The 20,937-nt window shown below is 71.4% G+C and carries 20 protein-coding genes and 1 pseudogene; 10 read left to right on the top strand and 11 right to left on the bottom strand.

Going from position 1 to position 20,937, the window contains the following annotated elements; all coding sequences use genetic code 11:
* Positions 1-94 precede the first annotated feature (94 nt).
* From OHT74_RS22555 to OHT74_RS22565, 3 genes are all read left to right on the top strand, one after another.
* Entirely contained in the window at positions 95-1,216 is a 1,122-nt protein-coding gene (locus tag OHT74_RS22555; RefSeq protein ID WP_328621195.1) for an LLM class flavin-dependent oxidoreductase, read from the top strand.
* A 173-nt stretch (positions 1,217-1,389) separates the two neighbouring features.
* Entirely contained in the window at positions 1,390-3,129 is a 1,740-nt protein-coding gene (locus OHT74_RS22560; RefSeq protein ID WP_328621196.1) for an N-acyl-D-amino-acid deacylase family protein, read from the top strand.
* The gene (locus OHT74_RS22565) at positions 3,126-4,598 is read left to right on the top strand and encodes an aldehyde dehydrogenase family protein (RefSeq protein ID WP_328621197.1); all 1,473 of its coding nucleotides are present in this window, start codon (positions 3,126-3,128) and stop codon (positions 4,596-4,598) included. Before OHT74_RS22560 ends, OHT74_RS22565 begins: the two co-directional genes overlap by 4 nt.
* 160 nt (positions 4,599-4,758) lie before the next feature.
* Here OHT74_RS22565 and OHT74_RS22570 read toward each other — a convergent pair whose 3' ends face one another.
* Positions 4,759-5,406: a hypothetical protein gene (locus tag OHT74_RS22570; RefSeq protein ID WP_328621198.1), complete on the bottom strand. Its 648-nt coding sequence runs from the start codon at positions 5,404-5,406 to the stop codon at positions 4,759-4,761.
* Between the two features lie 309 nt (positions 5,407-5,715).
* Between OHT74_RS22570 and OHT74_RS22575 the strand changes: the two genes are divergently transcribed.
* Positions 5,716-7,341: an APC family permease gene (locus tag OHT74_RS22575; RefSeq protein ID WP_328621199.1), complete on the top strand. Its 1,626-nt coding sequence runs from the start codon at positions 5,716-5,718 to the stop codon at positions 7,339-7,341.
* A gap of 174 nt (positions 7,342-7,515) precedes the next feature.
* Positions 7,516-7,803: a hypothetical protein gene (locus tag OHT74_RS22580; protein ID WP_266666166.1), complete on the top strand. Its 288-nt coding sequence runs from the start codon at positions 7,516-7,518 to the stop codon at positions 7,801-7,803.
* A gap of 5 nt (positions 7,804-7,808) precedes the next feature.
* On the opposite strand, the gene OHT74_RS22585 is transcribed toward OHT74_RS22580, so the two are convergent.
* Both OHT74_RS22585 and OHT74_RS22590 read right to left on the bottom strand, forming a co-directional pair.
* A complete protein-coding gene (locus OHT74_RS22585; RefSeq protein ID WP_328621200.1) occupies positions 7,809-8,285 on the bottom strand; it encodes a nitroreductase/quinone reductase family protein in 477 nt (158 codons plus the stop codon).
* A complete protein-coding gene (locus OHT74_RS22590) occupies positions 8,282-8,893 on the bottom strand; it encodes an NAD(P)-dependent oxidoreductase (protein WP_328621201.1) in 612 nt (203 codons plus the stop codon). The genes OHT74_RS22585 and OHT74_RS22590 overlap by 4 nt, the downstream gene beginning before the upstream one ends.
* A gap of 58 nt (positions 8,894-8,951) precedes the next feature.
* On the opposite strand from OHT74_RS22590, the gene OHT74_RS22595 reads away from it, so the two are divergent.
* Together OHT74_RS22595 and OHT74_RS22600 are read left to right on the top strand one after the other, a co-directional pair.
* The gene (locus OHT74_RS22595; RefSeq protein ID WP_328621202.1) at positions 8,952-9,341 is read left to right on the top strand and encodes a winged helix-turn-helix transcriptional regulator; all 390 of its coding nucleotides are present in this window, start codon (positions 8,952-8,954) and stop codon (positions 9,339-9,341) included.
* Positions 9,342-9,390: 49 nt separating this feature from the next.
* Positions 9,391-10,185: a bestrophin-like domain gene (locus tag OHT74_RS22600; protein ID WP_266666170.1), complete on the top strand. Its 795-nt coding sequence runs from the start codon at positions 9,391-9,393 to the stop codon at positions 10,183-10,185.
* A 4-nt stretch (positions 10,186-10,189) separates the two neighbouring features.
* Here OHT74_RS22600 and OHT74_RS22605 read toward each other — a convergent pair whose 3' ends face one another.
* Positions 10,190-10,588 carry a VOC family protein gene (locus OHT74_RS22605; RefSeq protein WP_328621203.1) on the bottom strand — a complete coding sequence of 133 codons (399 nt, stop codon included), beginning with the start codon at positions 10,586-10,588 and terminating at the stop codon, positions 10,190-10,192.
* A gap of 933 nt (positions 10,589-11,521) precedes the next feature.
* Here OHT74_RS22605 and OHT74_RS22610 point away from each other — a divergent pair.
* Both OHT74_RS22610 and OHT74_RS22615 read left to right on the top strand, forming a co-directional pair.
* Positions 11,522-11,950, top strand: a complete 429-nt coding sequence (locus OHT74_RS22610; protein WP_328621204.1) for a hypothetical protein — start codon at positions 11,522-11,524, stop codon at positions 11,948-11,950.
* 127 nt (positions 11,951-12,077) lie between these two features.
* The gene (locus tag OHT74_RS22615) at positions 12,078-12,839 is read left to right on the top strand and encodes a maleylpyruvate isomerase family mycothiol-dependent enzyme (RefSeq protein WP_328621205.1); all 762 of its coding nucleotides are present in this window, start codon (positions 12,078-12,080) and stop codon (positions 12,837-12,839) included.
* A 4-nt stretch (positions 12,840-12,843) separates the two neighbouring features.
* Here OHT74_RS22615 and OHT74_RS22620 read toward each other — a convergent pair whose 3' ends face one another.
* The 6 genes and pseudogenes from OHT74_RS22620 to OHT74_RS22645 all read right to left on the bottom strand — a co-directional run bounded on the left by OHT74_RS22620 (position 12,844) and on the right by OHT74_RS22645 (position 16,911).
* On the bottom strand, positions 12,844-12,969 hold the full coding sequence (locus OHT74_RS22620; RefSeq protein WP_328621206.1) for a hypothetical protein: 126 nt from the start codon (positions 12,967-12,969) through the stop codon (positions 12,844-12,846).
* 692 nt (positions 12,970-13,661) lie between these two features.
* Positions 13,662-13,907 (bottom strand): DUF397 domain-containing protein, encoded by a 246-nt coding sequence (locus OHT74_RS22625; protein ID WP_328621207.1) that lies wholly within the window; start codon positions 13,905-13,907, stop codon positions 13,662-13,664.
* A pseudogene (locus OHT74_RS22630) lies at positions 13,904-14,278 on the bottom strand (DUF5753 domain-containing protein); the annotation flags it as partial. The pseudogene OHT74_RS22630 and the gene OHT74_RS22625, both read right to left, overlap by 4 nt.
* A gap of 54 nt (positions 14,279-14,332) precedes the next feature.
* The gene (locus OHT74_RS22635; protein ID WP_328621208.1) at positions 14,333-14,608 is read right to left on the bottom strand and encodes a hypothetical protein; all 276 of its coding nucleotides are present in this window, start codon (positions 14,606-14,608) and stop codon (positions 14,333-14,335) included.
* Positions 14,609-14,641: 33 nt separating this feature from the next.
* Entirely contained in the window at positions 14,642-15,502 is an 861-nt protein-coding gene (locus OHT74_RS22640; protein WP_266666175.1) for an LLM class F420-dependent oxidoreductase, read from the bottom strand.
* A 131-nt stretch (positions 15,503-15,633) separates the two neighbouring features.
* The gene (locus OHT74_RS22645; protein ID WP_328621209.1) at positions 15,634-16,911 is read right to left on the bottom strand and encodes an ADP-ribosylglycohydrolase family protein; all 1,278 of its coding nucleotides are present in this window, start codon (positions 16,909-16,911) and stop codon (positions 15,634-15,636) included.
* Positions 16,912-17,201: 290 nt separating this feature from the next.
* On the opposite strand from OHT74_RS22645, the gene OHT74_RS22650 reads away from it, so the two are divergent.
* The gene (locus OHT74_RS22650; RefSeq protein ID WP_328621210.1) at positions 17,202-18,296 is read left to right on the top strand and encodes a tyrosine-protein phosphatase; all 1,095 of its coding nucleotides are present in this window, start codon (positions 17,202-17,204) and stop codon (positions 18,294-18,296) included.
* Between the two features lie 57 nt (positions 18,297-18,353).
* Here OHT74_RS22650 and OHT74_RS22655 read toward each other — a convergent pair whose 3' ends face one another.
* Positions 18,354-20,918 carry a bifunctional FO biosynthesis protein CofGH gene (locus tag OHT74_RS22655; protein WP_266666178.1) on the bottom strand — a complete coding sequence of 855 codons (2,565 nt, stop codon included), beginning with the start codon at positions 20,916-20,918 and terminating at the stop codon, positions 18,354-18,356.
* Positions 20,919-20,937: the final 19 nt, after the last annotated feature.

The following is a 20,937-nucleotide window of genomic DNA, read 5'->3' on the forward strand; positions in this document are numbered from 1 at the left end:
GGAGCGTCAGGTATTGACGCTCCCGCTTCCGCGGTGGAACAGTCGACTCATCAAATCTGACGACACGTCAGAAATCAAAGGACGGTGAACCCCCTTGGAATTCGGGCTCTTCGTGCAGGGATACGTGCCTGAGGCGCGGTCCAAGGTCGACCCCGAGGCAGAGCACAAGGCGCTGGTCGAGGAGACCGAGTACGTCATCCAGGCCGACAAGTCCGGCTTCAAGTACGCCTGGGCCTCCGAGCACCACTTCCTGGAGGAGTACTCGCACCTGTCGGCGAACGAGGTGTTCCTCGCCTACCTCGCCCACGCCACCGAGCGCATCCACCTCGGCTCCGGCATCTTCAACCCGCTCGCCCCCGTGAACCACCCGGTCAAGGTGGCCGAGAAGGTCACCATGCTCGACCACCTCTCCAAGGGGCGCTTCGAGTTCGGCACCGGCCGCGGCGCGGGCAGCCACGAGATCCTCGGATTCCTGCCCGGCATCACGGACATGAACGCCACCAAGGAGATCTGGGAAGAGACCATCTCCGAGTTCCCCAAGATGTTCCTCCAGGAGGAGTACGAGGGGTTCCAGGGCAAGCACTGGTCGCTGCCGCCGCGGAAGATCTTCCCCAAGCCGTACGGCAAGGCGCACCCGGCCATGTGGTACGCCGCCGGCTCCCCCTCCTCGTACGCGATGGCCGCGAAGAAGGGCCTCGGCGTCCTCGGGTTCAGCGTCCAGAAGGTCTCCGACATGGAGTGGGTGCTGGAGCAGTACAAGACGGCCATCCAGGAGGCCAAGGCCATCGGCGCGTTCGTCAACGACAACGTGATGGTCACCTCCACCGCGATATGCGCCGAGACGCACGACAAGGCGGTGGAGATCGCGGTCAACGCGAACATGAACCGCTTCCAGTCGCTGGTCTTCCGCTACCACGACACCTTCCCGCGGCCCGAGGCGATCCCGCAGTGGCCCGAGACGCTGCCCGAGTACAACGCGGAGATCATCGAGCTGCTGATCGCCGAGGAACTGCTGATCTGCGGAGACCCGTCCGAGGTGCTCGCGCAGTGCAAGCGCTGGGAGCAGGCGGGCGCCGACCAGCTGTCGTTCGGCCTGCCGACCGGCGTCTCGTACGAGGACACGATGACCACCGTCAAGCTCATCGGCGAGCACGTGATCCCGAAGATCGACACGGACCCGGTGCACCGCACCACCCGCTTCCGCCAGGCCGTCTGACCCGGCGGAGGAACGGGGGCGGCGTCTTCCCGGACCGCCGCCCCGCACCGGCCCCGGCCGGAGGTCATGCCGAGGCCGCGGCCGGCCCGGCGGCCCCCGGCCGGGGCGCGCGGGGGTCCGGGGCGGAGGCCAGGACGACGGCCAGCAACACGAACACCGGCAGAGGGGACGTCATGCTCGACCACCTGATCAAGGGTGCCACCGTCGTGGACGGCACCGGCGCCCCCGCCCGCGTCGCAGACGTCGGTCTGCGCGACGGGCGGATCGCCGTCATCGGCGAACCGGGCGCGGTCACGGAAGAGGCCCGGACCAGCGAGGACGCGCACGGGCTCGTGCTGTGCCCCGGGTTCGTCGACCCCCATACCCACTACGACGCCCAGCTGTTCTGGGACCCGTACGCGACCCCCTCCATGAACCACGGCGTCACCACCGTCGCCGGCGGCAACTGCGGGTTCACCCTCGCCCCGCTCAACCCGGCCCGCCCCGAGGACGCCGACTACACCCGCCGCATGATGAGCAAGGTCGAGGGCATGGCCCTCAAGGCCCTCGAGGAAGGCGTCGACTGGACCTGGTCCGGCTTCGGCGAGTACCTCGACGCCCTCGAAGGGCGGATCGCCGTCAACGCCGGCTTCATGGTCGGCCACTGCGCACTGCGCCGGCACGTCATGGGCGCGGACGCCGTCGGCGGCCGGCCCACCCCCGAGCAGATGCAGCAGATGCTCGACCTCTTCCACGACGCCATGAACGCCGGCGCCTGGGGCCTGTCCACCACCCAGTCCGCCACCCACTCGGACGGCGACGGCGCCCCCGTGGCCTCCCGCCACGCCGAGCCCGCCGAGCTCATCGCGCTGTCGAAGGCCGTCGCCGAACACGAGGGCACCCAGCTCGAGGCCATCGTCGCCGGCTGCCTCGACCAGTTCGCCGACGAGGAGATCGACCTCTTCGTCGAGATGAGCGCCGCCGCCGGCCGCCCGCTGAACTGGAACGTCCTCACCATCGACGCCGCCGTCCCCGAACGGGTGCCGCGCCAGCTCATACCGAGCGAGCGCGCCCGCAAGGCCGGCGGCCGCATCGTCGCGCTGACCATGCCGATCCTCACCCCCATGAACATGTCCCTCGGCACCTTCTGCGCGCTGAACCTGATCCCCGGCTGGGGCGAGATCCTCGGCCTGCCCGTGCCCGAGCGGATCGCGAAGCTGCGCGACGCCGACGTACGGGCGCAGATGCTGCGCCGCGCCGACAGCAAGGAGGCCGGGGTCTTCCGGCGCCTCGCCAACTTCGGCCGCTACGTCATCGGGGACACGTACAGCAAGGAGAACGAGGGCCTGTCCGGCCGGGTCGTGGGCGACATCGCCGCCGAGCGCGGCCAGGACGCCTTCCAGTGCCTGGTCGAGATCTGCGCCAACGACGACCTGCGTACGGTGCTCTGGCCCATGCCGACCGACAACGACCCGGCGAGCTGGGCGCTGCGCGCCGAGACCTGGCAGCACGAGGACGTCATGCTCGGCGGCTCCGACGCCGGCGCGCACCTGGACCGCATGTGCGGGGCCCCGTACACGACCCGCTTCCTCGGGGACTGCCTGCGCGGCCGCAAGCTGGTGCCGCTGGAGCAGGCGGTGAAGATGCTCACCGACGACCCGGCCCAGCTGTTCGGGCTGCGCGAGCGCGGCCGGATCGCCGAGGGGTTCCACGCGGACCTGGTGCTGTTCGACCCGGAGCGGATCGAAGCCGGTCCGGCGACGCTCGTGCACGACCTTCCCGGCGACAGCCCGCGGCTGGACGCCCGCGCGATCGGGATCGTGTCCGTACGCGTCAACGGAGTGGAGACCATCCGCGACGACGAGGTGACGGGGGCGATCCCCGGGATCGTGCTCCGCTCGGGCCGCGACACCAGGACGGTGAGCACCCGATGAGCGAGCCCGTACGGCAGAAGCTGTACATCGGCGGGGAGTGGGTGGAGCCCGCCGCCGGGTACTACGAGGTGGTCAACCCGGCGGACGAATCGGTGGTCGGGCTCGCGCCCGAGGCCTCGCGCGCCCAGGTCGGGGAGGCGGCGCGGGCGGCGGCGGAGGCCTTCGAGAGCTGGTCCCGTACGGCTCCCGAGGAGCGGGCGGCGGTCCTGGACCGGGCCGCGGACATCATGCAGCGCGAGTACGAGCCGTGGTCGGCCCTCGCCCGCGCCGAGACGGGCGCACCGACCGGCATCGCGCGCGGGATGCAGGTAGGGGTCGGGGTCGCGCGCTTCCGGCGGTACGCGAAGGGCGCCCTCGAACCGGTGGAGCGCGGGCTGCCGCCGCAGGTCACCGAGGCCGGGCCGATGGGGAGGGCGAGCATCCTGGGGGCGCTGGAGGTGCGCCAGCCGGTCGGCGTGGTCACCTGCATCACCTCGTACAACAACCCGTGGGCGAACCCGGCGGGCAAGGTGGCTCCGGCCCTGGCCATGGGCAACACGGTGGTGGTGAAGCCGGCCCCGCAGGATCCGCTGTCGGTGTTCAAGATGGCCGAGGCCCTGCACGAGGCGGGCGCCCCGGCCGGCGTGGTGAACGTGGTCTGCGGCGCCTCGGCCGAGGTCGGCGAGGCCGCGGTGGACTCCCCGTACGTGGACATGGTGTCGTTCACCGGCTCCACGGGCGTCGGGCAGCGCATCGCGGAGGTCTGCGGCCGCTCGATGAAGCGGCAGCTGATGGAGCTCGGCGGCAAGGGCGCGGCGGTCGTCTTCGAGGACGCCGACCTGGACGCGGCCGTGATGGGGATCGGCACCACCTTCTCCTTCTACTCCGGCCAGATCTGCACGGCTCCGACCCGGGTGATCGTGCACCGGTCGGTGTACGAGCAGCTGGTGGAGAAGCTGACCGGCTACCTGGCCTTCATGAAGGTCGGCGACCCGGCGGTGGCCGGCACCGTGGTGGGACCGGTGATCTCGGCGGCGCACCGGGACCGGGTGGAGTCGTACGTCGAGCTCGGTCGCAAGGAGGGTGCGCGGATCGCGTACGGCGGTGAGCGGCCGGTGGTCGGTGACGGCCGCGGCTTCTACGTGGCGCCGACGCTGCTGGTGGACTGCACGAACGACATGCGGGTGGTCAGGGAGGAGATCTTCGGCCCCGTGGTCGTGGTGGTCCCCTTCGACGGGGGCGAGGACGAGGCCGTGGCCCTGGCCAACGACAGCGACTTCGGCCTGCTGAGCTACGTGTGGTCCGGGGACGCGGCGCGGGCCTTCCGGGTGGCGCGCCGGCTGCGGGCGGGCGGGGTCGGTGTGAACACGATCGGCCGGAACATGGAGGCCCCGTTCGGCGGCTTCAAGCGCTCGGGCGTCGGCCGGGACGTGGGCTCGTACGCGCTGCACGCGTACAGCGAGATGCAGTCGATCGTCTGGGCGGGCTGAGCCGGACCGCCGGGAGCGGGAGCGGGAGCGGGAGCGGGGGCAGGGGGAGTGGGAGTGGGAGTGGGAGTGGGGGCGAGGACGGGCACGGGCACGGGGGCCCGGCCGCGCGCCCGCGCACGTCCCCCGGGCGCCTCACTCCCCGCGCCTCACTCCCCGCGCCTCACTCCTCCGAGAGGTAGTCCGTGAGGACGCAGCCCTTCACCAGGGCCGGCTCCTTGCGGTAGCCGCTCGGCGGGTTGAAGGCCGGGTGGCAGTTCAGTACGACCATCCCGCTCTTCGCGTTCAGCATGGCGGTCATCGTGTCCGTGCTCTGGGAGCCGACGGCGAAGTCCTGGCCGATGACGAAGCCCATGTTGACGTGCCGGTTCGGGTGTTTGGCGTACTCCTTGTCGACGTCGGCCTTGAATGCGGTCTGGAAGGCCTTCGGGTCCTTGATGAGGAAGATCCCGGTGTCACCGCGGTCGTTGCACCATCCGCGCTCGGTCACGGAGTACGCCAACCCGTACTTGTCGTCCGGGCCCTCTCCCAGGTCGTAGCCCTCCTGGGCCTTCGAGACCTCGGTGCACTTGGTGTACCGGCCCACGATGCGGGTGGCCTCGGCCATGGAGCCCGCCTTGACCAGCCCCTTGATGCCGAGGCCGTTGCCCTTCTTGGGCGCTCCGCCGTTGCCGTTGCCGTCGCCGCCTGCGCCGATGCCGCCGACCGAGGCGATGTCCCCGGCGTAGGCGCCGTCGTCGCTCCCGCAGGCGGTGAGGGTGAGGAGTGCGGTGAGCGTGGTGGCGGTGGCGATGACCGTTCTGATGCGCATGCGCGGATGTCCCCCGTGTCGATGACCTTGATCGTCGGGACTCTAGAGCGATCGTCATGTTCGCGCCAAACGGGGCTCCGGAAAGTCACACGGGAAACTTTCGAAAGGGGCAAAAGGGACGCACCTGCGGTTTCCGCATATCGGAACACCACGTCCGCGTCCTGCGAACCGGGGGTGACATCCGACGCGGACCTTGCATTGCGGTTATATGAACGGCCCCCGCCTCGGGATTCAAAGGCGGTTCGGCGCGGCGAGATCCGGATCTAATCCTTCCGGACATGGAAATCGCAGCCTCTAACGTCCTTTGGCATGACACAGCTGGACGTTCGGCCCGGGGTCGGAGACACGGTAGGAGGCGTCGCCGGAGGCGGCGCTTCCGGCGATGCGGGCGCCGGAGCGGGCACCGATGCGAGCGGCGACGTACGCGGCAAGGGCCTCGGCAAGGGCTCCGTCGGCCTGGTGGGAAGTGCCGTCATCGGCATCTCCACCGTCGCCCCCGTCTACTGCCTGACCTCGACCCTCGGCTCCACCGCCGGCGAGGTCGGCGTCCAGATGCCGGCGGTCTTCCTGGCCGGCTTCCTGCCGATGCTGCTCGTCGCCTTCGCCTACCGCGAGCTCAACAAGGCCGTGCCGGACTGCGGCACCTCCTTCACCTGGACCGTCAAGGCCTTCGGCCCGCGGATCGGGTGGATGTGCGGCTGGGGCCTGGTGATCGCCACGATCATCGTGCTCTCCAACCTGGCCGGCGTCGCCACCTCCTACTTCTGGCTGCTGGCCGGCGAGATCACCGGCAATCCGTCGATCGCCGCCCTGGACGACAACAAGATCGTCCACATCGCCACCTGCCTGACCCTGATCGCCGCCGCGACCGCCATCAGCTACCGCGGGATGACCGCCACCAAGGGCGTCCAGTACACCCTGGTCGGCCTCCAGCTCGCGGTCCTCGCCATCTTCGTGGCGATGGCCTTCCAGAAGGCCTCGGCCGGCGCCGGCGCCGGCACCGGCGCCTTCGACACCGGCCTGGACTTCTCCTGGCAGTGGATGAACCCCTTCGCGGTCGAGTCCATGGGCGCCTTCACCGCCGGACTCTCCCTCTCGATCTTCATGTACTGGGGCTGGGACGCCTGCCTGGCCACCAACGAGGAGACCACCGGCTCCGCCAAGACCCCCGGCCGCGCCTCGCTCATCGCGATGGTCGTCCTGGTCGGCTCGTACCTGGCCACCGGCATCGCCGCCCAGATGGCCGTCGGCTCCGGCACCACCGGCCTCGGCCTCGGCAACCCGGAGACCTCCGGCAACGTCTTCGCCGCCCTCGCCGGCCCGGTCATGGGCCCGCTGCTCGGCATCCTGCTCTTCGTCGCGGTCCTCGCCTCGGCGACCGCCTCGCTCCAGACCACGTTCATCCCGGTCGCCCGCACGGTCCTGGCCATGTCCACGTACGAGGCCCTGCCGGCCTCCTACGCCAAGGTCCACCCGCGCTTCAAGACCCCGGGCCGCGCCACCGTCATGGCGGGCGTCGCGACCGGCGCCTTCTACACCGTGATGACCCTGGTCAGCGAGAACGTCCTGACCGACACGATCTTCGCGCTCGGCCTGATGATCTGCTTCTACTACTCGCTGACGGCCTTCGCCTGCGCCTGGTACTTCCGCGGCGAGCTGCGCCGCTCCGCGCGGGACCTGTTCTTCAAGGGCGTCTTCCCGGTCCTCGGCGGCCTCCTGCTGGCCGCCGTCTTCTTCAAGACGCTGATCGACATGTGGAACCCGTCGTACGGCTCCGGATCCACCGTCCTCGGCGTCGGCAGCGTCTTCGTCATCGGCGTCGGCCTGCTGGCCCTCGGCCTGGTGATCATGCTGGTCACGGAACGCCGCAGCCCGGCCTTCTTCCGCGGCGAGATCCTCACGAAGTCCACCCCGGCCCTGCTCGCCGAGGCCTGACCCCGCGCCCGAACCACTGCGCAACGTCCGCGGCCCCAGACCGGTCCCCCGATCCGGGGCCGCGGGCGTTGTGGAGCGTGGGCGCCGTGGAGCACGGACGCTGTGGAGCACGGACCGTCACCCCAAAGTGGGGGTGCCCGGTGACCGGGGCGCCGGCGGGTCGTTCTGCACGGTATGAACGCCATGAAGCGCAGCCTTGCCGCCCTGGTCCTCTCCGGTGGCGCCCTCGCCCTGACCCCCGTCGCCGCCCACGCCGACGGGCCCTCCCTCGAGGCGGCCGCCCCGCTCGCCCGCCGCGTCGGCGACATCGCCAACCACCCGGGCCAGGCCGTGCAGGACACGAAGACCGCCGTGGGCGTGACCGCCTCCGCCGCCGGGTCCGCCACCAAGGCCACCGACGCCTCGCTCTCCGGCGCGGGCACCGCCCTGCAGGGGCTCCCGAAGACCCCGGCGGTCCGCTGACCCCGCTAGGTGCCCGTACGGGTGACCAGCACCAGCGGGATCTCGCGGTCCGCCGCCGCCCGGTAGGCCGCGTACGAGGGCATCGCCGCCACCACCAACGGCCACAGGCGATCCGCCTCGGCCGGGGTGGCCCGGCGCGCGATCGCCGGGAACGTCTCGGTCCCGACCTGGAGCGTGACGGCCGGGTCGGCCGCCAGGTTCAGGTACCACGCGGGGTGCCGGTCGGCGCCCGCGTTCGACGCCGTCAGGACGTATGCGGCACCGTCCGCCTCCTTGTCCCCGCCCCCTTCCCCGTCCCGGACGTAGGCCAGCGCCGTGCGCCGCAGCAGCCCGGACCGCCGCCCCCGCGTGGTCAGCAGCAGGTCCGAGATCCCGGGCCGCGGCCGCCCGGCGGTCTCCTCGAAACGGCGGATGTGCTCGGCGACCCAGGGGTTCGGGCTGTCGGTGGCCGCGCCGACCGGGCGGGCCGGATCGACCGTCATGCCGCCGTCACCCCCGTGTGGGCGCGGTGGACCGTCGGGGCCCGGACCTCGTCCAGTACCGCCCGGGCGAAGTCGGCGTGCGTGATCCGGCCGGCGGCGTCGGCCGGGCCGAACGCGTAGCCACCGCCCGGCTCCCCGTCGGGAGCGAAGTCCCCGGCCGGGCTCAGCACCGCCCAGTCCAGCCCCGCCGGCGCCGCCGCCCGCAGGGCATCGGTCCCGGCGCCGTGGCCGACGTAGAACTCCCGCCACTCCTGCGGATACCCCGGTGTGTCCATCAGCGCAGCCCCCGACCGCGTGGCCAGTACGGAAGCCAGCCCGACGGACAGGAGCCGCCCGACCCCCGCCTCCCCGAGGCCCGCCGCCAGCGCCCGCGCCACCGCCGGGAAGAACACCCCCGGTGCCGCCTGCGCGTCGTACACCGCCACGACCGCCGCATCGTGCCCCGCCGCCAGCCGCGCCACATCGGCCGCCGAGGTGACGTCCCCGTCGCCGCGCCCCGCCTCCGTGACCTCGTACCCGCGCGCCCGCGCCTCGGCGACGACGGCCCGGCCGACCCGCCCGCTCGCCCCGAACACGATGACCTTGCTTCCGCTCTCGTTCCTCGTCATGGGGCGACCATAGAAAAGGGCCTGGTTACCGAACGGGTACCGGCCTAACGTGTGGATCATGCGCGAACCAGAGCTGGAACAGGAGCCGCTGGACCCGGAGATGTTCGACCCCGTCTGCCCCTCCCCGCTGGTCCCGTTCCGGATCGGCGACAAGTGGGCCTCGATGATCCTGCGTTGCCTCGAAGACGGGCCCCGCCGCTTCTCGGAGCTCAAGGCCCCGCTGCGCGGCATCACGTCCAAGTCCCTCACCCAGTCGCTGCGCTCCCTGGAGCGCGACGGGTTCGTCGTACGGGCCGAGCAGGCGCCGCCGGAGCGCCGTGTCGAGTACGCCCTCACCCCGCTCGGCCGCGGCCTCCTGGGCCCGCTGGACGCGGCGTGCGAGTGGACGCGCGAGCACTGGGACGAGCTCATCGACGCCCGGGAGGCGGGGCTCGCGGCCGGGCCGTGAACCAGGTCTTCGGGCGGTCCCTCAGCGGGAGTTGATCGTTGAACAGCCCATGATCCTCTGGTTGCTCAACACCTTCAGCACGTTCACCCTCGGCATCCTCCTCGTCGGCGGCTTCGTCGCCCTCGCCGTGGGTGGCAGCCTCGCCGCCCGCCGCCGCTTCCCGCACCTGGCAGGGGGCGAGCACAACGAGATGGTCGGCGTCGCCCTCGGCATGTTCGGCGCGATCTACGGCATCATCCTCGCCTTCGTCGTCGTCACGCTCTGGACCCAGCTGGAGAACACCCAGACAGTCGTCGCCACCGAGGCCACCGACCTCGCGCTGGTCGTACGCAGCGCCGAGGCCTTCCCGCCGGCCGAACGCGCACGCGTGGAGCGGGCGGTGGGCGACTACGTGCACGCCGTCGTCGACGTCCAGTGGCCGCTCATGCGCGTGGGCAAGCCGAGCTACGAGGCCACCTCCGAGCAGACGCACGGGATGTACCAGGCACTCCAGGCGTACGAGCCCACCGGCACCCGCAGCGAGACCTTCTACGGGGAGGCCGCCAGCCGCCTCAACGACGTCGCAGCCCAGCGCCGGGCCCGCGTCACGATGGCGGAAACGTCCCTGCCGGTGCTGCTCCAGGTGCTCGTGTACGGGGGCGCGCTGGTGATCCTCCCGCTCACGTTCCTGTTCGGTCTGCGCAGCCTGAAGATGCAGCTGCTGTTCGTCTCGGCGGTGGCGGCGCTGATCGGCTTCAGCCTGCTGCTGGTGATGGCGCTGGACCGCCCCTTCGCGGGGGAGCTCAGTGTCACCCCGGCCCCGTACAAGGAGGCGGCGCTGGCCCAGTTCTGGCCCGCCTCCTAGAGGGTCAGCCCCAGGTGCGGGAGCAGAGCACGAGGCGGTAGCCGTCGGGGTCGGCGACGGTGACCCCGTACTCGTCCCAGTACGGGTTGTGCGCGGCGACCCGGGTCCCGCCGTGCTTGACGAGCCGCTGGACGAGGGCCTCGTCGGGGGCCTCGCCGAGGTAGACGACGAACAGGTCGTCGACGGTGGGGGAGGGCGCGACGGGGTTCTCGGGGTCCCGGGTGAGCTCGAAGTGCCAGCCCCCGCCGGCGGGACCGACCATCAGCAGCTCGTGCTCCCCGGGCGCGATGTCGGTGCTCCGCCACAGGACGCCGAGCCCGAGCCCGTCGACGTAGAACCGCTCGGCGGCAGCGAGGTCGAGGGAGGGACGGGCGATACGGACGTGGGTGCCTGAAGTGATCATGGGGGGAGGGTACGGGGGGCGGGTGGGGGTGGGGGTGGGGGTGGCGGGGTCTGTGTGCTCGGCGTCGGAGGGGTCGGGCGGGGCCTCGGGGTCGGGGTCCGTGTACTCGGCGTCGGGAGAGCGTCCGGGGGCGTCCCGTCAGTCCACTGTCCTTCCGGTGCGGTCCGGGCCGTCAAGGGCGCTCCTCCTTCGTCGTCGCGTCGCTTCGCGATGGCCTTCGGCCACCCTTGACTGCCCGGCCCGCCCCGGAAAGACAACAGACTGTCGGGAAGCCCCCGAAGGATGGCCGGGGGGTTCAGGGTTCCGACCTGCCCAGATCGGAGATGCCGCCCGGCGGCCCCTGTCCATCCGGACCCAGCCCACCAGGAGCAGCGAGCCGGGTCGGTGACACGGCCGCGGGGAGGGGTATGCCTCCCTCAAGGGCCCATAGGCGCCCTTTCCGGACCCAGGCAGGGTCAACCCGCACCAGACAGCGATGAGATGACGATGCGGTGCCGGTTGGGCCGTGGACGCCCCAAATCGCTACGCGCTTCTCTCTGCTTGGCGTCCGGCGGCCGTCTGGGGCCGGACATAGGCCGCCCAGACGCCTCCCATGGGCGGGTTTTCGGGCGTCTGCACGCCATTTGGGGCGAAAGGCGGGGGCAACCTGTTTGCGGTGCCCGTCGCGTCAAGTGGTGATGGCATGGACCGTCGGGTGCGCGGGGCCAGGAACGTGAAGAAGGTGATCCATGGGCTACTTGCGGCCCGACCGCGATCGGCCGCTGTGGTTGCGGTGCTTCGCGACGAGTGGCCGCCTGCAACTTGAACGTGTTCAATCCCTGTGTCAGGGTGCGGCATGAGTTCTTGAGCCCATCGGTCGCGCACGCGGCCTGCGGAACCCGCTAGGGGTGGAGTGTGTTGCGTTCCTGTCGTACTGCGCTGATCTTGGTCGCCATGGCTCTCGCCCTGACGGCCTGCGGCAGGCTCACCGTCATGCCGCCGCCCGAGGGTGAACCGGTCGTTCTGAAGCCGGCTGAACTTGCGTCCACGTGGACCGATGCCGACGGCGGCACCCTCACGCTGAAGCAGGACGGGACGTTCATCGCCGATAAAGTCTGCGTCGCCGTCAGCTGGTACGACAGTTTGGCCTGGTCCGGAACAGGCACCTGGGAGCAAGGCTCCAACACGAAGCAAAGCTTCCTCGCTGTTACCTTCGACGACGCTCAGCCGGTGGGCTTCGACGCCGCTCACCCCACAACGGTTGAGCGGGAGCCCGCCTCTTACGCCGCCTTGAGGCGAGGCAAGGTCCTGAAGCTCTGGGTCGCCGTCGGTGATCCGGACAACGATTATCCGAACTGCGTCCTGACCAGCCCGGCGAGTTGACCCGGTTGCCGCGCGGCCGGGTGAGCTGCACATGGTCCGGCATCGCACATGAGTGGTCTTAACTCCCGCAGCTGACGGCCTGGAAAATAGGGTGCGGTCGGCTGAGCTGGGGTGATAGGTAAGCGATGTGACAGAGAGTCTTGAGTATTCCGCCCTGCTGCAACTGATCGACGAGCGGTCGGCCGCGTTCCGGAGTGCGGTTGCGGCCGCGCCCAGCCTTGACGCGCCGGTGCCGTCCTGCCCCGAGTGGACGTTGTTCGATCTGGTGCAGCACCTGGGTACGGGCCAGCGCTGGTGGGCCGCGATCGTCGCCGCGGGCCCGGCCGAGGCTCCGCCGGCCAAGGATGCGGCGGAGGTGCCGCGCGAGCTCGAGGCGCTGCTGGCCTGGCACGCCGAGTCGAACGAGCTGCTGCTGAGTGCGCTGCGCGAGGCTGGCCCGGAGCGCGAGTGCTGGGCGTGGTGGAGCGCCGGCGTGTCGCCGGCGAATGCCTGGGGCGTTGCCCGGCGCCGGGTGCACGAGGTGCTGGTGCACACCTACGACGCCCAGCTCGCCGCAGGCGCCGTGCAGCCGATGCCGGCGGACATCGCGATCGACGGCGTGGCCGAGTTTCTCGACACCTGCAACTCCACCCCGGCGGCCTGGCCGCACGAGGCCGCCACCATCCACTACCACGCCACCGAGGGCCGCTCCTGGCTCCTCGCGCTGGACGGCACCGGCGCCTGGCCCGCACCCCTCACGGACGACGCCGCGCCCGCCTCCGCTTCGGCCACGGGCACGGCCGAGCAGCTGCTCCTCTTCGTCTGGGGCCGCCTCACGCTGAGCGACCTGAAGACCGAGGGCGACCAGCAGGTGTTCGAGCAGCTGATCGCCTGGGAGCCCGAGGAGTAGCCAGTCAATACCGCCAGCGGACGGCCTCGATGACGTCCGCGTCGGTGAACATCGCGAACGGCTCCGCCTCCGCGCGGCGGACGGCCAGTACGGCCTCGTACAGCTCGGGCCCGAGCGCCTCCCGCAGCACTGCCGACTCAGCCAGGAGGGGGATATGGCTACGACCAGGCTTTCTGTTAGGTGCTCTTAGTCGGTCGGGTCCCCCTGCCGCGATGGAGGGGAACTGGGACAAGGCCATCGTGCACTCCCCGGGTTGGACTTAGCCGTTTTCCCGGAGCGTTGCACGATGGCCGCTGCAGGGCGCACCGACCCAGGCTCACCGCCTTGATCCCCTACAGCACGACAGGGGGACACGATCGCCAGAGGCGGGGTGAGGACGCCAAACACAGAGGAGCGCGTAGCGATTTGCTGCGCCTGCGGGCCCAGGCCTACCGGCATGGGCATCTGGTCGCTGTCTGGTGCGGGTTGACCCTGCCCTGGTCCGGAAAGGGTGCCTATGGGCCCTTGAGGGAGGTGTGCCCCTCCCACGGGCCCGTCGCTGGCCCGGCTTGGTGGTCCTGGTGGGCTGGGTGCTGATGAGCAGGGGACCAAGGCCGGGCATCTCTGATGGACCCGTGTGCCTATCTGTCCCCCATGCCGTTCCTTCGGGGGCTTCCCGGCAGTCTTATGGCATTCCGGGGCGGGTCGGTCGGTCAAGGGTGGCCGAAGGCCATCGCGTAGCGACGCGACGAAGGAGCGCCCTTGAGGGGCCGGCACGACACGGAAGGACAGTGGACTGGCGGGCAGCCCCCAGCACCTCTTCCGACGCCGTCGGGCCGGAGATCAGGCTCCGGTGATCCCGCCGAGGAAAGCCGTCCAGGTCGTCGGGTGCACGGCCAGTTCCGGGCTCGCCGTGAGCTTCGAGTCCCGGATGTGGACGGCGTCGGTGCATGCGGCGACCTCGACGCAGCTGTCGCCGTCACCACTGCTGTACGTCGACTTGTGCCAGGAGAGGGCGACCTGCACGCAGTCGTCGCCCTCGCTGCCCCTGTAGCTGCTCTTGAACCATCGCAACGGTGAGCTGTTCACAGGGATCCTCGCATTCGCATCAACAGGCCCGCACTATCGGCGGGGTTGAGGGCCTGGATGCGAAGTTTGGCATACCGCTGATGGAGCACGCTGATGGCTTTTGCGTCGGAGATGACGAAGCCCGTCTTCTGCCCTTCGCTATAGCCCAGCCACTCGTTGTCCTCGGTTTCCAGGAGCCGGAAGGGGCCATCAGTGCCCGCGTGAAGCGGCTGGATCGTCGGCATGATCTGGATGTCGACGTTGGGCAGTTTCGCGCACTCCAACAGGTGGTCGATCTGCTCCCGTGTGACCTCCGCTCCGCCGGTCTGCCGCTCGATCACCGCCTGGGCGCGCGCGTAGGCCTCCGTCTGTAACAGTCCTGGAATCGACCGGCGGGTACCGGGCATCCGCGAGCCACCGATCGGCGCTGAGCGCGGACCGGTCGGTCAGGCGGATCCCTCCGGGACGAAGAGGCTCACCCGGTAGGACGTCGGGTGGACGAGGCGGCCGCAGAACTGGTCGATCCGCAGGAGCTCGGGGTCGGTGACCTTGCCCTCGGCGATGAGGCGGCGGACGTACTCCTTCATCTCCGCCTGCTCCTGCGTCGAGAACAGCGGCTCCCAGCGGCCGGGTACGTCCTGCGCCCGGCGGCGGGCCCGCTCCCTGCTGCGTTTGCGTTTGCGCTGGCCCGGCATGTGGATCAGCCCCCTCTCGGAGGCCATGGTCCGGCCGCCCGTGCGCCTGCGTCGACCGATTTACAGGTACTGCGCGAAGTCGTCCAGGACCCGGAGGATCTCGGCCTCCTCGGCCGACGGGAGCTGGAGGACGACCTCCTCGATGCCCAGGTCCGCGTAGTGGGCGAGCTTGCCCGGGTTCGGGTGGACCGCGTACGGGACCACCTGGAGGTTCTTCGGGTCGCGGCCCGCGGTTTCCCAGATCTGGCGCAGCACCGGCAGGGACTCGGAGAGTCCGCCGCCGCCGATCGGGAGCCAGCCGTCGGCGTGGTCGGCGATGGCTGCGAAGAGCTTCGGGCCGGCCGCGCCGCCGATCAGGGTGCGGGGGCCGTGCAGGGGGTGGCCGGGGCCGAGCTCGCGCGGGGGCTGGACCGGCTTGGGGTGGGCGGCGCTGGCCTGGACGGAGGAGAACTCGCCGACGTACGCAGTGGGTTCCGGGGCCCACAGGGCGCGCATCAGGGCCATCCGGTCCCGGACCAGTTCGCGGCGGGTGCGCCACTCGACGCCGTGGTCGGCGGCCTCCTCGACGTTCCAGCCGTAGCCGACCCCGAGGGTGAAGCGGCCGCCGGAGAGGTGGTCCAGGGTGGCGATCCGCTTCGCGAGGTCGATCGGGTCGTGCTGGGCGACCAGGGTGATGCCGGTGCCGAGGGTGATGCGCTCGGTGACGGCGGCGGCCTGGGCCAGGGCGACGAAGGGGTCGAGGGTGCGCCCGTACATCTCGGGGAGCTCGCCGCCCATGGGCGCGGAGGTGTCGCGGCTGACCGGGATGTGGGTGTGCTCGGGGAGGTAGAGCCCGGCGAACCCGCGCTCCTCGAGGGAGCGGGCGAGGCGGACGGGGGAGACGGTGTGGTCGGTCAGGAAGATGGTCGTGGCGATCCGCATGGCTGAGGGCACCTCCGTGGCTCTTCTGGCTGTCCGGGTTTGCGGGTTGCCCCTGGCGTACGGGTGGTCCGTGGCGCCCGGGACCGGCGGAGGTCACGCTACGGCCTGCGGGTCGGATTGTTGAGGGGGCGTCAGCCGACGGGGTAGCGGGCCGGCCAGCCGGAGGCGGGGACCGCCGGTCCGTGCAGGGTGGGGCCCTGGGTCATCTCGAGGGCGAAGTCGTCGGCGATTTCCAGCAGGGTGGCGCGGCCTTCGAGGTCCGCGAGCCAGGCGCCCGGGAGGGCGGTCTCGCCGTGGAGTGCGCCGAGCAGCGCGCCGCAGAGGGCGCCGGCGGCGGTGGAGTCGCCGTCGTGGTTGACGGCGAGGCGCAGGCCGTGCGGGACGTCCTCGGCGACCAGCGCGCAGTAGACGGCGACGGCGAGGGCGTCCTCGGCGCCGAGGCCCCCACCCCCACCCCCGCCCTCGCCCGCGGCGACGGATGCGACGGCCTCCGGGGAGGGCGGCCCCTGCGGGACCGCCGCGACGGCGCGCTGGAGGGCGTCGGTGACGTTCTGGTGGCCCGGGCGGGCGCCGAGCAGGCCGAGGGCGCGCTGGATGGCCGCGTCGAGGGAGTCGCCGCGGGTGAGGCCGTGGACGATGACGGCGAAGGCCCCGGCGGAGAGGTATGCGGCGGGGTGGCCGTGGCTCTGCGCGGCGCACTCGGTGGCGAGTTGGAGGACCAGGGCCGGATCCCAGCCGACCAGCAGGCCGAAGGGTCCCGAACGGGTGGCGGCGGCCGCGTCGCGGGCGGTGGGGTTCTTCGGCTGGTCGAGGGTGCCGAGGACGTCGTCGGCGAAGCCGGTCATACAGGCGCGCCCGGGGCCGCGGCGGGCGTACAGCCACTCCTGCCGGGCAAGCCAGCCGTTGTCCTTGCGGCGCTCGTCGGGGCCCCAGTCGTGCTGGGTGACGGCCCAGCGCAGGTACGCGCGGTGGATGTCGGTGGGCGGGTGCCAGGCGCCGGTGTCCCGGCGTACGTGGGCCCGGATCAGCCCGTCGACGGTGAACAGGGTCAGCTGCGTGGCGGCGGTGACCGTGCCGCGGCGCCCGTACGCGGGGGCGGGCTCGGTCAGGCCCTGCGGGCCGTGCGCCTCGCGTACGGCGTCGAGGGGGAGGTCGGCCAGGGGGGCGCCGAAGGCGTCGCCGAGGGCGGAGCCGAGGAGGGTGCCGCGGACGCGGCTGCGGAAGTCCTGCTGCTCCGCGCGCCCCCAGAGCCCGACGGCCGCCCCGGACCGCCCGCCGGGCGTCGCGCCGGACCGCCCGCCGAGTGTCCCGGAGCGCCCGCCGAGCGTCGCGTCGGCCCGCGCCCCGGTGCCGGGCCCGGCCGGTGCCGTGTGCTCTTCGGCCGGCTTCTCGGTCGTCGTGTGGTCCATCGCGATCCCCCTGCACCGCCTCCGCATGCTCTGGCGCGCACTGTAATGGACACGTCCGATCGGATCCGGAGGGAGGCGGTCCAGCGGCCCGTATGTGCGAGCAGAAAGGCCGGAATGCGCGCAGGGACCTGCAGACATCTCGTTCACATCCGGTCCGAAAGGGTCGACAGAAGCGCAGGTAGCGCGCCTTGATCGACAAGTGGCACGTTTTGTCACTCGCCTTGGAGCCGGTCGGTTTCGGCCATGTCTCGTTCATGCAGAGTTCTTCGGCAGCCAACAGCCTCAAGGGCATGAAGAAGGCACTCCTCGCCGCGACCGTCGTCGCCTCCGCGCTCACCGCTTCCCTGGTCGCAGCCCCCGCCGCCACCGCCGCCCCGGCCGCCACCGGCTGGGACCTCCCCTGGAGCGGCCACCACCACAGCCGCACCGCCATACCCTTCACCGAGGCCACCGTCACCGCCGGCGCCGACGGTGCGTTCACCCTGAAGTGGAAGGCCCAGGGGATCAAGCGGGTCGAGATCAAGGCGAACGGCAAGGTCGTCGCCAAGGGCGGCGCCGAGGGTACCGCCGTGGTGTCGGGGCTGCCCGCCGCCGACCGCCAGTGGTTCGACTTCCAGCCCGACCGCGGCGAGGGTCTGCGCCTCGCCGACCGCCTGATCAAGCTGGAGGGGGCGGTCAACTTCCGCGACGCGGGCGGCTACCGCACCACCACCGGCCAGTGGGTCAAGATGGGCGAGGTCTACCGCTCCGACGCCCTCAGCAAGCTGACCGCGGCCGACCTGGCCAAGCTCCAGCGCCTGCGCGTGAAGACCGTCTTCGACCTCCGCATGGAGACCGAGCGCACCACGGACCCCGACAAGGTCCCGGTCGGCGCCAGGTACACCGTCGCCGACGTCTTCGCCGGCTCCGGCTCCTTCCAGGTCATGCCGAAGTCGCCGGACGAGGCCGTCAAGGCCATGGTCGACGCAGAGAAGTCGATGGTCGGCGGCGAGGGCGGCAAGAAGGCGTACAACCAGGTCTTCGAGGGCCTGGAGCGCGACCGCGACCGCGCCGTCCTCTTCCACTGCACCGCCGGCAAGGACCGCACCGGCTGGGCGAACGCCACCCTGCTGACCGCCCTCGGCGTGCCGAGCGACACCGTCATGGCCGACTACCTGGCCAGCAACGACTACCGCAAGGCCGCCAACGACGCGATCCTGTCGCACCTGCCGGCCCCGCAGGCCGCCGTGTACAAGCCGATGCTCGACGTGCGCCCCGAGTACCTGAACTCCGGCTACGACGAGGTCAAGGCGGAGTACGGCACCTTCGACCGCTACCTGAAGGACGGGCTCGGCATCGACGCCCGCGAGCTGAAGCAGCTCAAGAAGGACCTCCTCGTCGGCTGACCCCGCCGCGACGAGGGCCCGGCCGGGATCGCTCCCGGCCGGGCCGTTCCCGTACCCCTAGTCCAGTACGGGCAGCAGCTCCGGCAGGTGCCCGTCCGAGGCGCGCGCCGCCTGCTGCCGTTCCTGCGGCACCTCCCCGTACAGCGTCGTACGGGCCTTCGCGGGCCGCCCGGCGGCCTCCGCGACGGCGATCAGGTCCCGTACCGACTTGTACGAGCCGTAACTCGATCCCGCCATCCGGGAGATGGTCTCCTCCATCAGCGTGCCGCCGAGGTCGTTGGCTCCCGACCGCAGCATCTCGGCCGCGCCCTCGGCCCCCAGCTTCACCCAGCTCGTCTGGATGTTGGTGATGTGCGGGTGCAGCAGGATCCGGGCCATCGCCGTCACCGCACGGTTGTCGCGGACCGTCGGGCCCGGCCGGGCGATGCCCGCCAGGTACACGGGCGCGTTGGTGTGGATGAACGGCAGCGTCACGAACTCCGTGAAACCGCCCGTCTGCTGCTGGATCCGGGCCAGCGTGCGGAAGTGCCCCAGCCAGTGCCGCGGCTGGTCCACGTGCCCGTACATCATGGTCGACGAGGACCGGATCCCCAGCTCGTGCGCCGTCGTGATGACATCGATCCAGTCCGCCGTCGGCAGCTTCCCCTTGGTCAGCACCCAGCGGACCTCGTCGTCCAGGATCTCCGCCGCCGTGCCCGGGATGGAGTCCAGCCCGGCCTCCTTGGCGGCCGTCAGCCACTCCCGTACGGACATCCCCGTCCGCGTCGCGCCGTTGACGACCTCCATCGGCGAGAACGCGTGCACGTGCATCCCCGGCACCCGCTGCTTCACCGCGCGCGCGATGTCGAAGTACGCCGTCCCGGGCAGGTCCGGGTGGATGCCGCCCTGCATGCACACCTCGACCGCGCCCACGTCCCAGGCCTGGGCGGCCCGGTCGGCGACCTGGTCCAGCGACAGCGTGTACGCGTCGGCGTCCGTACGGCGCTGCGCGAAGGCGCAGAAGCGGCAGCCGGTGTAGCAGACGTTCGTGAAGTTGATGTTCCGCGTGACGATGTACGTGACGTCGTCGCCGACCACCGACTTGCGCAGGTCGTCCGCGATCCGGCACAGCGCGTCCAGCGCGGGGCCGTCCGCGTGCAGCAGCGCCAGCGCCTGGGCGTCGCTCAGCTTCGTCGGATCGTCGGCGGCCTGCGCGAGCGCCGCCCGCACATCGGTGTCGATGCGCTCCGGGACCATGCCGGGCGCCGCGGCCTCGCGCAGCGCCTCCCAGTCCCCGTAGACGTGGTCGAAGTCCTCGCGCCGGTCCGAGGTCCGGCCCTCGGTGTCGATGCCGGAATGCAGATCGGTGCGACCGTACGAGGCGAAGCCCTCCTCCGGCTCCTGCCACGGACGGCCGACGACCTCGGCGCCGGGGTTCGCGAGGCCGGTCTCGGGATCGGCCAGTGCCCGTACGTGCGGCAGCAGCCGCGGGTCCAGCCACGGCTCGCCGCGCTGCACGAACTCCGGGTACACGCAGAGCCGCTCGCGCAGCGCGAAGCCGGCCGCCGCGGACTGCTCGGCCAGCACGTCGATCTGCGGCCAGGGACGCTCGGGGTTCACGTGGTCGGGGGTCAGCGGCGAGACGCCGCCCCAGTCGTCGATGCCGGCGCGGATCAGCCGCGCGTACTCCCCGTCGACCAGGTTGGGCGGCGCCTGGAGGCAGCCGGAGGGGCCCATGATGTGCCGGGCGACGGCGACCGTGGCGACGAGGTCGTCCAGCTCGGCATCGGGCATACCGCGCATCGCCGTGTCCGGCTTGGCGCGGAAGTTCTGGATGATCAGCTCCTGCACGCCGTGGTACGAGCGCGAGACCCGGCGCAGCGCGAACAGCGACTCGGCGCGCTCCTCGTACGTCTCGCCGATCCCGATGAGCAGCCCGGAGGTGAAGGGCACGGAGGACCGCCCGGCGTCCTCCAGCACCCGCAGCCGTACGGCCGGCTCCTTGTCGGGGGAGCCGAAGTGCGGGCCGCCGGGCTCGGACCACAGACGCGTGGCCGTGGTCTCCAGCATCATGCCCATCGAGGGCGCGACCGGCTTGAGCCGCTGGAAGTCGGCCCACGACATCACACCCGGATTCAGATGGGGCAGGAGCCCCGTCTCCTCCAGGATCAGGATTGAAATGGCCCGCACGTACGAGACGGTGTCGCTGTACCCCTGCGCCTCGAGCCACTCACGCGCCTCGGGCCACCGCTCCTCGGGTTTGTCGCCCAGCGTGATGAGTGCTTCCTTGCAGCCCAGCGCGGCACCCCGGCGGGCGATGTCGAGCACCTCGTCGGGCGACATGTACATCCCGTGCCCCGCCCGCCGGAGCTTGCCGGGGACGGTCGCGAAGGTGCAGTAGTGGCACTTGTCACGGCACAGGCGGGTCAGTGGGATGAACACGCTCTTCGAGTACGTGATGACGCCGGGCCGCCCGGCGGCCGCGAGGCCGGCGTCGCGGACCCGGGCGGCGGAGGCGGCGAGGTCCTCCAGGTCCGCGCCGCGCGCCTGGAGGAGTACGGCCGCCTCGGTCGCGTCGAGCGCGACGCCGTCGCGGGCTCGCTTGAGCGCGCGGCGCATCGCGTTTTCGGTCGGAGTCGTCATGCGGTGAGCATACGATCCG

It is taken from the genome of Streptomyces sp. NBC_00354, from assembly GCF_036106915.1.
GTDB lineage: Bacteria > Actinomycetota > Actinomycetes > Streptomycetales > Streptomycetaceae > Streptomyces.